The 15,127-nt window shown below is 50.2% G+C and carries 13 protein-coding genes and 2 riboswitches; of the genes, 2 read left to right on the forward strand and 11 right to left on the reverse strand.

Translation table 11 applies throughout. The annotated features are described in order from the left end of the window. The first annotated feature begins 17 nt into the window (after window positions 1-17). Window positions 18-500, forward strand: a complete 483-nt coding sequence (locus tag AN963_RS14495; RefSeq protein WP_055745265.1) for an RDD family protein — start codon at window positions 18-20, stop codon at window positions 498-500. Window positions 501-654: 154 nt separating this feature from the next. Further along, window positions 655-1,674, forward strand: coding sequence for a CAP domain-containing protein (locus AN963_RS14500; protein ID WP_055745266.1), 1,020 nt, complete (start codon window positions 655-657; stop codon window positions 1,672-1,674). A 65-nt stretch (window positions 1,675-1,739) separates the two neighbouring features. On the opposite strand, the gene AN963_RS31515 is transcribed toward AN963_RS14500, so the two are convergent. The 11 genes from AN963_RS31515 to AN963_RS14550 all read right to left on the reverse strand — a co-directional run bounded on the left by AN963_RS31515 (window position 1,740) and on the right by AN963_RS14550 (window position 14,600). Beyond that, window positions 1,740-1,877 carry a hypothetical protein gene (locus AN963_RS31515; RefSeq protein ID WP_169791926.1) on the reverse strand — a complete coding sequence of 46 codons (138 nt, stop codon included), beginning with the start codon at window positions 1,875-1,877 and terminating at the stop codon, window positions 1,740-1,742. Window positions 1,878-2,042: 165 nt separating this feature from the next. Then, complete coding sequence (locus tag AN963_RS14505; protein WP_055745267.1) at window positions 2,043-3,227, reverse strand: MFS transporter; 1,185 nt, start codon at window positions 3,225-3,227, stop codon at window positions 2,043-2,045. A gap of 41 nt (window positions 3,228-3,268) precedes the next feature. After that, entirely contained in the window at window positions 3,269-5,371 is a 2,103-nt protein-coding gene (locus AN963_RS14510; protein WP_055745268.1) for an ABC transporter ATP-binding protein, read from the reverse strand. Window positions 5,372-5,392: 21 nt separating this feature from the next. After that, on the reverse strand, window positions 5,393-7,135 hold the full coding sequence (locus AN963_RS14515) for an ABC transporter ATP-binding protein (RefSeq protein WP_055745269.1): 1,743 nt from the start codon (window positions 7,133-7,135) through the stop codon (window positions 5,393-5,395). A gap of 105 nt (window positions 7,136-7,240) precedes the next feature. Then, window positions 7,241-7,792 carry a GNAT family N-acetyltransferase gene (locus tag AN963_RS14520; protein ID WP_201783767.1) on the reverse strand — a complete coding sequence of 184 codons (552 nt, stop codon included), beginning with the start codon at window positions 7,790-7,792 and terminating at the stop codon, window positions 7,241-7,243. A 169-nt stretch (window positions 7,793-7,961) separates the two neighbouring features. Further along, window positions 7,962-8,432 (reverse strand): OsmC family protein, encoded by a 471-nt coding sequence (locus AN963_RS14525; RefSeq protein ID WP_055745271.1) that lies wholly within the window; start codon window positions 8,430-8,432, stop codon window positions 7,962-7,964. A gap of 20 nt (window positions 8,433-8,452) precedes the next feature. Further along, window positions 8,453-10,093, reverse strand: coding sequence for an ABC transporter substrate-binding protein (locus AN963_RS14530; protein ID WP_055745272.1), 1,641 nt, complete (start codon window positions 10,091-10,093; stop codon window positions 8,453-8,455). 187 nt (window positions 10,094-10,280) lie between these two features. Beyond that, window positions 10,281-11,324 carry an S-methyl-5-thioribose-1-phosphate isomerase gene (gene mtnA / locus AN963_RS14535; RefSeq protein WP_055745273.1) on the reverse strand — a complete coding sequence of 348 codons (1,044 nt, stop codon included), beginning with the start codon at window positions 11,322-11,324 and terminating at the stop codon, window positions 10,281-10,283. Continuing rightward, window positions 11,321-12,550, reverse strand: a complete 1,230-nt coding sequence (gene mtnK / locus AN963_RS14540; protein ID WP_055746318.1) for an S-methyl-5-thioribose kinase — start codon at window positions 12,548-12,550, stop codon at window positions 11,321-11,323. Before mtnK ends, mtnA begins: the two co-directional genes overlap by 4 nt. A 149-nt stretch (window positions 12,551-12,699) precedes the next feature. Beyond that, window positions 12,700-12,844: riboswitch (SAM riboswitch) on the reverse strand. A gap of 93 nt (window positions 12,845-12,937) precedes the next feature. Then, the gene (locus tag AN963_RS14545) at window positions 12,938-14,128 is read right to left on the reverse strand and encodes an anti-sigma factor (RefSeq protein WP_055745274.1); all 1,191 of its coding nucleotides are present in this window, start codon (window positions 14,126-14,128) and stop codon (window positions 12,938-12,940) included. Beyond that, complete coding sequence (locus AN963_RS14550) at window positions 14,115-14,600, reverse strand: sigma-70 family RNA polymerase sigma factor (protein ID WP_055745275.1); 486 nt, start codon at window positions 14,598-14,600, stop codon at window positions 14,115-14,117. Before AN963_RS14550 ends, AN963_RS14545 begins: the two co-directional genes overlap by 14 nt. A gap of 198 nt (window positions 14,601-14,798) precedes the next feature. Continuing rightward, window positions 14,799-14,956: riboswitch (SAM riboswitch) on the forward strand. Window positions 14,957-15,127: the final 171 nt, after the last annotated feature.

A 15,127-nucleotide genomic window follows, 5' to 3' on the forward strand; every position in this document is an offset into this window, starting at 1 on the left:
TAGCAGGAGGTATCCGCATGGACGAAGTTACGTATCACAATCCATCTCAACAGCTGCAACCGATTCCTGAGACTCAGCCCGTCCATCACTACGCCGGTTTTTGGATTCGGGTGGCCGCCACGATGCTGGACTCTCTGTTTCTCATCGGTATCAACATGCTGATCTTCAACCCGTTACGTCGGGCTTGGGGCCTAACAGATGCGTTCTTTTCGTTCATCGATCTGATCGAGATCGTCTTCGACCTGCTATACCTCATCTTGCTGACCTGGTGGACGGGGCAGACTCTGGGCAAAATGATCTTGGGCATCCGTGTCATCAACGCACGCCAGTCCCGAGGAAATTTGACTGCTGGGCAAGTCTTTCTGCGCGAGGTCATCGGTAAATTCCTCTCCTCCCTCCCTTTCTCCCTCGGGTATATGTGGGTCGGCTGGAATCGGCGCAAACAAGGCTGGCACGATCTTCTCGCCAAAACGTACGTCATTTACGAGCGACGTGTCTGACGAAAGTCGCACGACATTATTCGCGAAAAACCCCGCTTGATAGGCGGGGGCTATTTTTGTCGGAAATAGATTTACTGCCTTGTCCCTATTGTGAGAAAACTGCATGACCGCTACAATTACCTCCATGGCAATGCCAAATCGAGGAGGTAGATTTATGCGTAAGAAGAGTATATCCAGCATCCTCGCCGTGAGCCTTTCATTCGCTCTGTTCGGCCATATGTTACCTGCCCATGCAGCGACAGCTTCCCTTGTCACAACCAAGCAGGCTGCAGCTACCAGCGCCATCTCGGTGTACGGTATCCAATTGGGGATGAGCACCTCTCAGGTCGAGCAAGTATTGGGCAAGCCCGCACGCAAAGACCCGAGCACAACCGGAGTCGAATGGTGGATTTACAATAAAGACCTCACCAATTACATACAAGTCGGGATTCAAAATGCCAAAGTGGTCACCTTGTTTACGAATGGGGCCAAGTTTAATCTCAAAGGAATTGGCTTCGGAGCTACTACTGCCGCCCTACAAAAAGCGTGGGGTGCTCCACAAAGCACACTTGGAATCACGTCCACTTTTAAGATTAATAACAACACGATCAACCATCCTACGTATTTGCTGAACAATCAGACGGTAACGTTTTCCATCGACCAGCTGGGGGGCAATAAAGTCGCGGGTGTACGCATTTCTACCCCGGACCATTTCTCTACCATTGCTATCGGATTGATGTATCCGATCTCTTATAGCAAGCTGCCTGCCAAGCCAGTATTGACAGACGCGCAGATCAAGCAAGCTGCACTCGCTTACGAAAAAGAGAATTTTGACTTGCTCAACGTCGCCCGTACCCGTGCCAATCTCCCTGTACTCACCTGGGATAATCAAGTGGCTGCAGTCGCTCGTGCACACAGTCAGGATATGGCCTTAAACAACTATTTCAACCATGTGTCTCCGACGACAGGCAGCCCATTTGATCGTTTGCAGCACGCCGGTATCCTGTTTGGTTACGCAGGTGAGAACATTGCCTACGGCCAGCTGGACGGAATTGAAGTCCACATGGGCTGGATGAACTCTGCCGGCCACCGCCAAAATCTGCTCAATCCTAACTTCAAGCAGATCGGCGTAGGCATCTCGTACAAGGATGGCCGTCCGTTCTACACGCAAAATTTTGTAGCCAAATCTAAATAATCGTGGATTACTAAAAAAGACTCTCCTTTTATGAGGAGAGTCTTTTTCAACCTTCTTTTCTTGTTCTATTGCACCGTTACTTTAGAGGCAGCAGGAGCGGGCGGCGTCGGGCTGTCATCGGAAAAGAACGGAATAATCACCAGACTGATCACGAAAAACAAGATCCAGACGATTCCCCGCTTGAAAATACACGGAGTAAGCATCGGGTCAACCCCTTCCAAGCGTATCTTACCTTACTATATTTACGCTTCCCTCCCCTGCGCCCGTTTATTCTTTCTTCCTTTTTTTATTGCTATTTTTTTATTTTCTGGAAAGGAAAAAGGTGCCTTCCCGTTGCCGAGACAGACACCTGCTATAGGTTGTTACGATTAGCCTTGCTTTTGCATCGGTACCGGGACATGCTCGGAGTGCGGAGTTCCACGTCGGGCAGCTAGACAAGCAGCGGCAAAAACGAGCAGGAACGCACCCATGAGCCAGAAAATGGTCCATGGCTCCCAAACTTCCATCAATACACCATTTACGTTTGGAGCCAAAATACTGGCGATTCCAAAATTTATACCCGCGATGATCCCGGCAGTCGGTACCATCGAAGCAGGCAAAATATCTGCGGCAAACGCAAGCCCCAGTGAATAAAACGAGCCAACCGCCGCTCCTGCAATGGCGAGCAATAGCATCATCAGCCAGACGTTTTCCCCCGAGAGAGGGAAGAGGAAAAAGGCAATGCCTCCGATCAAGGCACAAGCTGTCATGACCTGCTTGCGTCCAATCTTGTCGCTCAACGAGCCAAGTGGCATTTGCAGAATGATGCTCCCAACCACAAAGGATGGCAAGATAACGGAAACCCATTCAATCGAAAGTCCTGTACGTAAAGCGTAGACCGGAAAGCTCCCGTTTAACGAAGTCTCCATGAACCCGTACAAAAACGATGGAATCAGTGCCAACCAACCAAGGCGTAGCACGACAGCATATTTGTTTTGCTTCTTTTCCGTCTGAACGATTGCATCCGGGAACTCATTTTTCATGCGACCGAGCAAAACAAAAGCGACGGCATACAAGACAATCAGCGTTCCAAATGGCACCCACAATCCGAATGGCAGCAGGTTCAAGCCCAGAGGTCCTGCACTAAAGCCCACGCCATAGGCCAGCCCATAGATGGAAAGATCTCGCCCGCGATTTTGCGGTGCTGCAATCTTGGTCACCCACATCTGACTGGAATAATGCAGACCCGAATCGCCAATTCCCATCAAAAGCCGCAGAACAAACCAGACGGCCAAATGTGAAAACATGGGAATCAACGCAGTCGCTGCAGTCACAAGCATCAGCCCAAAAATAATGGTCGTGCGATAGCCAAATCTCCTGAGCGGAATTTCGAGAAACGGCGAGATCAGCACCATGCCGATGTACAACGCGGCTGCATTCAGTCCGTTCGTCATCGAGGAGACGCCTTGTTTTTCAAGCAAAACCGCCAATAGAGGGATGCTCAGCCCCTGGCTAAGTCCGGCGATTGCTACTACTAAAATCAACACCCAAAAGGTGTAACGCGAGGCTGCCATCGGTGTTGATCTCCTTTCTCCCTATTTTCGTTCCAACATCTCTACCCGTTTATTGTAACGGATACATTTCCCTGCTGGAGTTGGTACATTTTTTGATACAACCCATCCTGTTCCATCAATTCCTCATGGGTTCCCCGTTCCACGACTTCCCCACGGGACAACACCAGTATTTGATCAGCGTGCTGGATGGTCGACAAACGATGGGCAATGATAAAGGTCGTGCGTCCGCGAGACAAGACATGCAAGGCTTCCTGAATCGCCGACTCGGTCTCGCTATCGATACTCGCGGTTGCCTCATCCAGGATGAGAATAGCCGGATTTGCTGCCAAGGCCCGTGCAAACGAAATCAGTTGGCGTTGACCAGCCGACAAGGTCATGCCCCGTTCCACAACTGGCTCCTCATATCCACCAGGAAGCTGTCGGATGAATTCATCTGCGCGTACCGCCTCTGCCGCACGTCGAACGACATCGTCTGTGACGCTTTCATTGTACATACGGATATTGAAGCCGATGCTGCCCGTAAACAAAAACGGATCTTGCAGGACCAATCCCACATGGCGACGCAGTGCCTGTGTATCGATGCTGTTCATGTCCGTCCCGTCGATCAGGATTTTTCCATCGGTCACCGGATAAAATCCGAGCAGCAGGTTCATCAAGGAGCTTTTCCCAGACCCCGTATGCCCGACCAAAGCGATCGTCTGACCTGGCTTCGCCGTGAACGAGACATTTTTCAACACATACTCATCGCCCGTATAGGCAAACGAAACATTTTCGAAGACCACTTCTCCCTGTGGCCGCTCGATCTCCTGATCTGTGATACCTTTTGGCGCTTCCTGATCGGTATCGAGGATGTCAAACACGCGCTTTGCCGAAATCGTAGCCTGCTGGAGCTGCGAAAGTCGATTCATGATCATATTGATTGGCTCAAAGAAACGACCCATATAGTCGACAAAGGCAAACAACGCACCAAAGGATATGGCGCTGTGAAAAGAAGTGGAGCCGTAGTACCAGACGATGAAGGTCAACACCACTTTCCAGATCAAGTCTACAGCCGGTCTCAGCAAGAGCGATTCCAGATTGTTTTCCTTCAGCTTGACCCTGAAGTATTCCTCGTTCACCTGCGCAAACTCTTCCTGAACCCCTTTTTCACGACGAAACGCTTGAACAATCGCCATATTCTGGATCATCTCGTTAATCGTCGCATTCATGTCGCTCAAGCGGGAACGAATGATGGCGTAGTAGCGTGAGCTGTACTTTTGATAGACCACAACGAGCACCACCAGCACAGGAACCGTCAAAAAGCAGATCAATGCCAGCTCAGGTTGGAGGATATACAATGCAATGAGAATCCCAATCAAGTATATGCCGTTTTGCACAAACGTCGCCAGCACACTGACATACAGCTCGCGTATCGCTTCCGTATCATTACTAACCCGAGAGACGAGTGAGCCAACTGGCGTTTTGTCAAAGAATGAGACGGGAAGCTTTTGCAAATGAATGAACAGCTTCATCCGCATCTGCTGAATGATTCGCTGTGCGATCGTCTGCAGCCACAGAATTTGAACGTAGTTAAAGCCGGCGGACAGCAAGATCAGCACCGCGTAACCAACGGACAACCAGATAATCGGCAGGATTTCGCCTTGATACATCGCTTTTACTTCTACAGCGGTCAGGCGTATACCTGTCAACCCCGGATTAGTTGCAGTACTTTCCGCTCCCTTACCTGTGACCACTTCTACCCGCTCACGGCCATTCTCAAGGGGTAGTGGTGTAATCCGTTTTTCCTCGTTTTGATTGACGTTCCCATTTACGAGATAATACGTCGTTCCTTCCGCCAGAATGCTCACCTGTTTGGCCTCGGTGCTCTGCGGAGCTACACCTGCTTCTTCGAGCACATCCTGACGAACATAAAACTTTCCGTTCAACTCCACGGCCGAATTCGCTACCGCCTGTGGTCGCTCATTATATTCAAACCATGGCTTTTGAATCGCGAGAATGTGATTGTCGATCATCACCTTCGCCAAGAACGGTCCCGCCAGCTCTGCACTCGTACCGAGCAAGAGCAAAATCAGCGCTCCCACTATCTGTTTCTGGAACGGTCTGGCGTAATTGGTCAGACGTTTCCATACGTTTTGCCCGCTCATGAAACGCTCTCCTTCCTGTCCCTAACCAGCGACATCCTGCTCCATCTGCTGACGCCTGAACTGTTCGGCATACCAGCCATTTTGTCGCATCAGCTCATCATGTGTGCCACGTTCCACAATCTGTCCCTCATCTAATACGAGTATCAGTTGGGCATGCTGCACGGCAGACAATCGATGCGCCGTAATAATCGTCGTTTTACCCGTTCTCTCCTTTCGTAAGTGGCGCACGATGCTTTCCTCGGTTCGAGCATCTACAGCAGACAGAGAATCGTCCAAAATCAAAATATCTGCATCCATCAACAAGGCACGGGCGATGGAAATACGTTGCTTTTGTCCTCCGGAGAGTGTGACACCTTTCTCCCCTACCATGGTTTGCACGCCTTCTCTGAACTGTAAAAGGTCACTTCCCATTTCAGCCAGCTCCAAGGCATGCAGCACTTCCTCTGCAGAAGCTCCCGGTTTCCCGAATGTCACATTGGCCTCGATGCTCCGTGAGAAGAGCAGATGCTCCTGAGGGACGTAGCCGATCTTTTCGCGCAAAGCAAAGAGCGACAGCGATTCGATCGGTACACCACCGACGAATAGCGAGCTTTCATTCATTTGGTATTGATGAAGCAAGGAACGGCAAAGGGTCGACTTTCCACTCCCTGTGCGCCCAACGATTCCCAGCGTTTCGCCCTCTCCCAGCGTAAAGGTGATATCACGCAAGGCAGGCTTTTCTGTGCCTGGATAAGTAAAAGTAAAATGACGAGCTTCTACCGTATTGGAAGCGACGGCAGACACGGGATGCTCCTGTTCTGCTACATCCGGCTCCTCTACTAACAGTTCCGAGAGGCGTTTATGCGAAGCTCCACCGCGCTGCAATACGTTGACCAGCCACCCAAATGCGAACATCGGCCAGATCAACAGCCCCAGATAAAGGTTAAACGCAACCAATTCCCCCAAAGAAATGACGCTCGTAAAGACGAGATACGTCCCATATCCCAATCCGATCAAAAAGCTGAAGCCGATAATAATGGCAATCGTCGGCTCAAACAAGGCGTCGATACGAGACACACTCACGTTTCGTTCGAGCGTCTTTTCACTCACGCGTCGATAAGCCTCCACATCCGCTTTTTCCTGAACAAAAGCACGCAGTACCCGAACCCCTGAAACGGATTGCTGGACATGGTCGTTCATTTCACCGAATGCTTCCTGCGCCAAGTAAAAGCGCTCATGCAGCAGCCTTCCATAATACGCCGTCGACCAAGCCAAAAAAGGCATGGGAATCAAGGCGGCCAGTGTCAGCTTCCAGTCGATTGACGTCAGCATGACGATCAAGGTCAGCAGCGTCATGAACAAGGCATCCACCAGTGTCAGCACACCCGTGCTCGCCGTTTGTTCAATGGCAGGTATATCGTTGGTAGCCACAGCCATCAGATCTCCGCTGCGCTTGCGATGATAAAAGGAAGGCGACATGCGAGTCAGGTGGGAAAAAAGCCGCTCCCGCAACGTTTTCTCCAAAATCAACGCTCCTCCATTCAAGAGGTAACGCCACATATATCGCATGCCGTACAAGACCAGGCCAAGTGATAGTAAAATCAGGACGGTTTTCATCAGCTCCGCTGTCGTCAACGAACTGTTGCGGATGGAATCGACTATATCTCCAATCAGACGCGGCGGCCATAATACAAGGACATCGATGAGGAACAAAAAGGTAATGCCGATCGAATATCGCTTCCAATGAGCTTTGAAAAACCAGGACAATTGCCGTAATGTGTGCAAACCATTCACCTCTTCTCGCTAAACCATTTCACCAAAAAAGGGGGCTGCTCAAGCAACCCCCTTTTCACTTTCTCCATCGTAATTTACTGAATTTTCCTTGTCAATCTACCGTTTTTTACTGTTCCGCGCCTCTTCCCATTCTGAGCGAAGAAGGCTGTAGACTGCGTGGTCGACAAAGTGATCGTACAGAAATTCGTTTCTCCGTAGAATGCCCTCCTGTTGGAACCCGAGTCGCTCAGGTATCGATCTGCTCTTGTAGTTTTCGGTCGCCGCTTGGATCGTCACTTTTTCCAAATCCCACGAACCGAAAATTAGCCGATCGACATAGGTAGCCACTGCCGCTGTCATTAATCCCTTGCCTTGGAATTGAGCCCCTAGCCAGTACCCGATGGATGTCTTCTTGTTGATCCAGTCAATATTGTGAACGCCCAAAGTCCCTGCCAAACGCCCGTTGTACCAGATGCCGTAGTGCGTACCTTGATTGTTGTTGTGCTGATTGATCGTCATGTTGATGAACTGCGCTGTATCCTCAACCTGTCTCGTATAGTCCAGCCAAGGCAGCCATTCCTTTAAATAGGAGCGATTCGAATCTGTCAGCCAATACATTTCCCCTGCATCACCTGGCTCCAATTGTTTGAGGAAAGAATTTTCCGTCATCAGTATCCGTCTCACGAGCTACCCCTCCATGGCTTCTCTCTGTAATTTTTCGGTTCCATCATCTTCGTTCTTACGCTCGATTATGGAACAGGGGAATTGGTTTGGCAAGATCGTGCGAATATTCATTAGACACCAAATAAAAGAAAAAGCTGACAAAGAGGTCAGCTTCTTACGCTTCTTGTTCTTCGCTCCCTTGAGGCTCCGGAACTTCACTTCCGTTGATGAATACATGGGGGACAATGGTGGCTCTCAAGGAAGCTGCGACCGGACAATATTGCTCACTTTCCAGCTTGACTGCCTGCCAGATGCGGGAAGAGGCTACCCCCCCACTCACATGAAAAGTCAGGTGAATTTCTGAGATGGCATGTGGAACAGCCTCATCGCGAATCCCGTCTGCGACGATCTCAATTCCTTCCGGCGACTGTCTCATCTTTTCCAGCAGTTTGGTTACGCCGATCCCCATGCAGCCAACCAGGCCGACCAAGATCAGCTCCAATGGGCTATTGCCCGCACCCTCTCCCCCTAATGCCACGCTTGAATCCATCAAGACGGGATATCCGCTCGGTCCCTCAGCCTGGAATTGGAGCTTGCCTTGCCACTGTGCGCGTACACTCATTTGTTTCTTTGCAGTCGCTGTCATTTGCCTCTACCCCTTTTGGTTTATTGGTTAACATCCCACTCCTGTACATCATAGGTGGTCCCGAAAAGTCGCGGTTCTCCTTTCAAGACGCGCTTGTTTACAGCTACCAATGCCGGATTGTAATACAGTGTTAGTAATGGCAGATCCTTTTGTACCTGCGCTTGGACCTGATCATAAATGTCTTTTCTGCGTTTCTCGTCCGCCTCCGCTTTTCCTTGTTCAAGCAGTTCGTCTACCTTCGGGTTGGAGTATGCGGATGAATTGCTAAGACCCTCGCTGTGATAGTACGCAGACGAGTCCGGGTCAATGTTCATGTACAAACCGCTCAATGCCAGATCGAACTCATGTTTGCGTAGCTTTTGGCTGACCGTCGCGAAATCGAATTTGGTAATTTTAGCTTTGATGCCGACGGTTATTAAATTTTCTGCGATGATTTGTGCGGATTGCTCCCGAATCTGATTTCCCGTCGGTACGATGAAATCGAGCTCCCTGTTGCTATCCCACCCTGCCTCTTGCAACAAGCTCTTTGCTTTTTCAGGATCAAACGCAATAGGCGAAAGGCTCTTATTTTGATACGCACTGAGGGACGGGTACAGACCATCAAAAATTTCAGCATCGCCTTTCATTAAGTTATCAACGATTAGCTGACGATTAACGGCATGTGCGATAGCCTGACGAACTCTCACATCGTTTATGGTAACGGTATTCAACATCATCGCTTGAATCCCTATCTGCGGCTCCAACTTTGTCCGCAAGCTCTCGTTTTTCCGAATCAAGTCGTAGTCCTGATCGGGGAGATTACCGATGCCTAGACCGTAGTTCATATCGATTTCCCCGCTCTGCAGCTGGGCTACCAGATTGGTACTCGGCATGATTTTCACGAAGATTTTATCCAGCTTCGGTGCGCCACGGTAGTACTCTTTATTGGCAGCAAACTCCACGTACTGGTCTTTTTCGTATTTCACAAAGGTAAATGCACCATTCGTCACGTTTGGCTTTTGCATGAAAGGATGCTTTGCCAGATCCTCTGGCTTCACATCTTTGAATACGTGCTTGGGCAACGGCTTGAATTTCATACCGAACTGCTCCTTGATCATGTTTGGATCTGTCGGGCTCTTCGCTCGGAGCTCAAAGGTTTGGGTATCGATGACCTTTAGGCCCTGTATATCCGTTTGTCCTTCGGGAAGCCTGCCATCTGGACCCACTCCTTCCAAAAAGGCGATCGACGAACCTAACGTAGATTCTACCTTCGGATTGGCAATCAACTGCAAGGTAAACGCCACATCCTCCGTCGTGACAGGAGTCCCGTCTGTCCATTTGGCTTTCGGATTCAGCTTGATCGTGTACGTCTGTTTATCCTGCGTTTCAAAGGACTCTGCGAGCTGTGGTAAAAATTCCAAGGGCTTGATTCGATTGATCAACGGTTCAAAGATCAACGTGCTCGTTTCTGCCGAAGACAAGTCCCTTGAGCTGATCAACGGATTGAAGGACAGAGGCGCATTAAACACACCGATTCTGACCATCTTCTCGTTCCCTTTGCTTTCTTCTGCCCTTGATTCAGCGGGCTTTGTCGTTACCCCCGAACCAGAAGAAGAGCAGCCACTGATCACTACGGATAAAGAAAGCAGCATCGCCACCGCAGGTTGCCATAATCGTCTCATTCCCTGTTCCTCCATAAGTTCGTCTATCGATCCAAAATATTATACTGATTATCCTTATCTAAATAATCGGAATTGATTGTTGATACTACTATAATACATTCCTATTTATTGTCAACATCTTCCTGTTACATGCTTTTCCAGACGAAAAAAAACACCTACCTCCTGAATGGAAGTAGGTGCATCTTACTTATGATTGTTTGCTGTTGCGGATTTCTTCTGGTTTGAAAATACCGGTCTCCGTCACAATCGCTGTGATGTATTGGGCAGGTGTTACATCGAACGCCGGGTTGTACACTTTGATACCATCTGGCGCTACTTGTTTGCCCAAGCCGTGGGTGATTTCTTCGGCTGGACGCTCCTCAATAGGAATTTCCGCACCGGTTGCTGTCTCCAAATCCACCGAAGAGAGCGGAGCTGCTACGTAGAATGGAATGCCGTGTGCTTTTGCCAAAACGGCTACGCCATAGGTCCCGATCTTGTTGGCCACGTCTCCGTTTGCCGCTACGCGGTCGGTTCCGACGATGACTGCCTCTACCTTCCCTTGGGACATCACCATCGCTGCCATGTTGTCACAGATCAGCGTGACGTCGATACCTGCTTGTTGCAGCTCGAATGCAGTAAGACGAGCGCCTTGAAGCACCGGACGCGTTTCGTCGGCAAATACTTTTATGTTCCAGCCGCGCTCTTTTGCGAGGTAGAATGGAGCTGTAGCCGTTCCGTAAGCTGCTGTAGCCAATGCTCCCGGATTGCAGTGAGTCAGTACACCCATGCCATCGTGCAGCAGAGTCAACAGATGCTCGCCGATCGTTCGGCACACCTCAGCATCTTCTTTCTGGATTGCCAGCGCTTCGTCGAGAACAGCCGCTTTCAATTCAGCTACCGCCTTGTCTCCTTCTTTTTGTACACGTGCTTTGATCCGATCGAGTGCCCAGAAGAGGTTTACTGCCGTTGGGCGGGACGTACCCAAATATTCTGCTTTGACTAGCAGTTCGTTCCAAAACGCCTCATAGGAAGTCACTTCGCTGTTACGAACCCCGAGGTACAAGCCATATGCCGCGGACATCCCGATGGCGGGAGCACCCCGTACTTGCAAATGGCGGATCGCTCCCCATACTTCTTCTGGAGTCGTCAGAGTCAAATAAACAGTTTCTACTGGCAAGCGCGTCTGATCAAGCAGGACGAGTGCATCATTCTCCCACTTGACTGGCGCGAGTTGGGTACTAGTTGTCATACGGTCGTTGCCTCCTGATAAAATCGTGCTGTCACGGTGCGGACCAGGTCCGTAATATCCGTAGATTCCTCCACGTCGCCGCGGCCGAGGATCAATGCTTCCCCGATCGCCAGAGCCAGACGCTCTGCATCTGCACGCGTTTCTACGTCTTCAATGCTGTTCAAGTCAGCCACACCTGCCAAGCCGATGACACGACGCAAGATTTTGCAGCCAGCAAAACCAGCAGCATCCTGAATCAGGCGCTTCACATAGCTTTGCCACAAGCCCTCGACATGGGCGCTGCGCTCTTTTGCCTGCTTATGCCAGAGCTGGACAAACTGGGAGACGAACTCATTCCAGACATCTTCCACCGTCGTAAGCAAGTATTCGCGGTACGACTCCCGATCTCCTTGGTCTTTTTGCAAACCGTGCTGTCCAGCGTAGTTGAGCAGCAGATTAGCAATGACCGCTCCGATGTCAAAACCGATCGGACCATAGTAAGCAAACTCAGGATCGATCGCTTTCATGCTGGTCTCTGTGATGAAAATACTGCCGGTGTGTAGGTCGCCGTGCAACAAAGCCTCTGCGCGAGTGAGGAAATCGAATTTCAGCTTGGCGATTTCCAGCTTGAGCGGCTTGTTGTTCCAGATCGCTTCTACTTCTTTGCTGATCAGCGGATTGAAGTCATTCGTTGGCGCATTTTCATAAGGATCAGTAAACACCAGATCTTCCGTAATTTTGCACAATTCCGGATTCAAGAATGTTCCGACAAGCGCTTTTTTATCGTACGGATTTGCGCCCAGATCAGATGTGTAGAACAGAGTATGAGCGAGAAACTTGCCGATCTGCTTGGCGAACAACGGGTAGCGGTTGCCTTCGATCAAACCTTTGCGCATGATGATGTGATCCCCTACGTGCTCCATCACCGTCAGCGCCAGCTCTTGATCAAAGTGGTACACTTCAGGCACCAGGTCCGGTACGTATTTGTGCTGAATGCGGAGTGCTTCACTCTCGATGCGAGCGCGATCTACTGTAAGCGGCCAGGATTCCCCTACCACCCGTGCGTACGGCAAAGCTTGCTTTACGATAACGCTTTTGCCTGTAGCGTCTTCGCGAATGTCAAACACCAGATTGAGGTTACCGTCGCCGATTTCCTTGCTGCTAAGAGTTGCTCCCTCGGTAAACAGACCCGGCAATGCCTTTACGTACTCTACTGCCTCCTGTTCACTCAATGCGCGATATGCCATGATTCTATTTCTCCCCTCTACTCCATTTTTTTGTATATTTCCAGTGGGCTGGTCATGCTTCCCAGCCTTGCGGTCAAGCATGCAAAAAGACCTCTTTCCCGAAGAAAAGAGGTCGCTATCGTCACGTATAGAGAAACGTGCCTATGTCCCCCTTATCTTCCAGACTACTTTTGTTTCTGCAGGAATTAGCACCGTGCACGTCGCCTTTGCTTCAGTCGTCTCGAGCGTCTGAAAAGCGTCATGTCGGTTGCCGGGTATCATCGGGCCAGTCCCTCCACCTTCTCTGGATAAGGTATCCAACGTATGCAGTTTTTAATTTAGTTTGAATCATACAACCACGCTCGGATGCTGTCAACACCATTTTTCGGTTGAATATGCTCCTGCCCGTTACCAGCTATATTGCATCCCTGAAGCCCCAGGACGGTCCCAATTCCACCATTCTACTTTGCCGAGGAAGGCCGCTGCGATCGATTTCTCAGCTTGCAGTTTGAGCAATTCCTTGGTCGGTCCTGTGAGGACAGCACCGTAGATACGGACCCCTTTTTCCTGCAAATACGCGTAACGTTCTGCAACTTTCGGATCCTGATGCGAAACCAGGATCCGGCCGATGTCACGGGTCAACCGATCATGCTCGGTGAGATACTTCATCTCCGCCAAAAATGTTGCCGTCCGTCGATCCCCTTCCCCATTCACCTGGATCGGAGCATTGCCATAATCCAGATTGCGCTCAGCGTATCCCCACACTTCCCCGGCGGACAGCAAGAGATTGCCTCCATCTTGGTCATGATCCTTTAGCTCGACACCCGTATCGATCGCAAACCATACAGTCTCTGCATTGTGTGCGAATATATGCCGGGCAATCAGCTTTTGGTAATCGTCGTACGTCAACGGATGGTCAAACGAAACGGCTAGCTGGCTCACCGTTCCTTCCGGTAACCTGTTCATCGTATTCCAGGCAGGTGTTCGCAGATAAGCCGTTTCTTCCTCCGTCATCTTCTCATCAGTCGGATAGCGGAAAAACAGCTTTGTCTCCCTGATTCCGTTTGCCCATTTCGGTTCAGCACGGACACTCCACAAGAAGTTGGTGCTCTCCAAAAAACCGATATTCTGTTCCTCGGCACCTACTTGCTCCCGCAGTTCCATGTTGATCTGACCGTACACCACTCCGACTTGTGAGCCACTGCTACCCGTACTAACCCCTGGCTGGGTGAAATTGACCATGTCTTTGGTGACCCGGAACAGATCATCGTGCATCCATGAGCCGATCCATCCATTTGCTACCAATAAGACAGCCCCTACCAGAAAGAAAATGCCGAATGTATAGACAGAGTTGGTCAATCGCATCTTCCACTTTCCACGACGAATGATGGCTCGCTGTTTTTCATCCGAGAGCGTTTGTGCTGCCTGCGTCTGTGATTCCCCGTCTCCTTCCCCCAAAAGAAGCCGTTCGAGACGGCCCGTAACCTCCTCGTCATCCGCTACATCGTCTTCGAGCTTCTTCGCTTCCCTCTCGTCCAGTTCTCCTCTCAAATAAGCCAGCAGCTTTTGTTCCCGGCTATCATCGCTATTGTTCGTCATCGACCTCTTCCCTCCACATCCTGCGCATCTTTTGCCGCCCACGAAACAGCGAGCGCTTTACATCAGCCAGATCTATCCCGAGCACCTCGGCAATTTCTGCATAGGCAAACTGCATGGCCGACAGCAAAATGACTTGCTTTTGCTTTACCGGCAGCCGCTCCAGAAAAAGCTGTGCCGATTCCCACATTTCCTTGTGAACCAGTGACTCTGCAGGGTCGATTGCCTGCGTATCCATTCGTTCCGGCATTTGTTCAGTGAATTGCAGTGGCTTCTTCACCTGCTTGCGGTGCCAATCCACAAAGGCGTGGTACGCCACCTTGAAAAGCCATGGCCTTACTTTTTCCCCGCGAAAATCATCCAGTGACGAAAAGGCACGGAAAAAAGTGTCCTGCGTCAGGTCTTCTGCCTGCCGCGCATCCCGTGTCAGCCGGAAAAGATAGCGGTAGATATCGTTTACGTGCAGGCGATACACGTCCTCTAAGCCTACTTTCCCAACGCTTCCACACCCTTTCGTTTCTTACCACGTTTTTTGCGGGAAAAAGTTTCATCTCGCCGCTTCATTTTCCTCTGCTCCTATGTGCAAACTCGGCAAAAAACAATTTGACTCCCGCTTCTGAACGTCTTATCATGAAAATATCGCACACACATTTTATCCGTGTGAACCACATAACTCTTATCGCGAGCTGGCTGAGGGACTGGCCCTATGATGCCCGGCAACCGGCGCTACTCTATCTTTTTCTGAGAGCGAAACGGTGCTAATTCCAACGGATGAGAGTCGAGATCTGGAAGCTTTTCCTATTACTCGACTACTAACCCGAGAGATGAGAGGAGACGAAGACGTTATGATAGTCGACAACCGCCTCCCTGATCGATGGGGAGGCTCTTTTATTTTTACTTTCGGAAAGATCATGTTCGCTATCGCGATATAAGACGAAAGTATAAGTGCAGCATAGTGAGAAAGCGAGACTTGTGCCCTCTGGGTACTAAGGCTCCGCCAAA

Source organism: Brevibacillus choshinensis (genome assembly GCF_001420695.1).
GTDB classification, from domain to species: Bacteria; Bacillota; Bacilli; order Brevibacillales; family Brevibacillaceae; genus Brevibacillus; species Brevibacillus choshinensis.

Coding starts and splice junctions, on each gene's coding strand:
- mtnK (WP_055746318.1), bottom strand. CDS start 12,550: ATGGCATATCGCGCATTGAGTGAACAGGAGGCAGTAGAGTACGTAAAG.
- AN963_RS14520 (WP_201783767.1), bottom strand. CDS start 7,792: ATGACGGAAAATTCTTTCCTCAAACAATTGGAGCCAGGTGATGCAGGG.
- AN963_RS14500 (WP_055745266.1), top strand. CDS start 655: ATGCGTAAGAAGAGTATATCCAGCATCCTCGCCGTGAGCCTTTCATTC.
- AN963_RS31515 (WP_169791926.1), bottom strand. CDS start 1,877: ATGCTTACTCCGTGTATTTTCAAGCGGGGAATCGTCTGGATCTTGTTT.
- AN963_RS14495 (WP_055745265.1), top strand. CDS start 18: ATGGACGAAGTTACGTATCACAATCCATCTCAACAGCTGCAACCGATT.
- AN963_RS14510 (WP_055745268.1), bottom strand. CDS start 5,371: ATGAGCGGGCAAAACGTATGGAAACGTCTGACCAATTACGCCAGACCG.
- mtnA (WP_055745273.1), bottom strand. CDS start 11,324: ATGACAACTAGTACCCAACTCGCGCCAGTCAAGTGGGAGAATGATGCA.
- AN963_RS14545 (WP_055745274.1), bottom strand. CDS start 14,128: ATGACGAACAATAGCGATGATAGCCGGGAACAAAAGCTGCTGGCTTAT.
- AN963_RS14525 (WP_055745271.1), bottom strand. CDS start 8,432: ATGACAGCGACTGCAAAGAAACAAATGAGTGTACGCGCACAGTGGCAA.
- AN963_RS14505 (WP_055745267.1), bottom strand. CDS start 3,227: ATGGCAGCCTCGCGTTACACCTTTTGGGTGTTGATTTTAGTAGTAGCA.
- AN963_RS14530 (WP_055745272.1), bottom strand. CDS start 10,093: ATGAGACGATTATGGCAACCTGCGGTGGCGATGCTGCTTTCTTTATCC.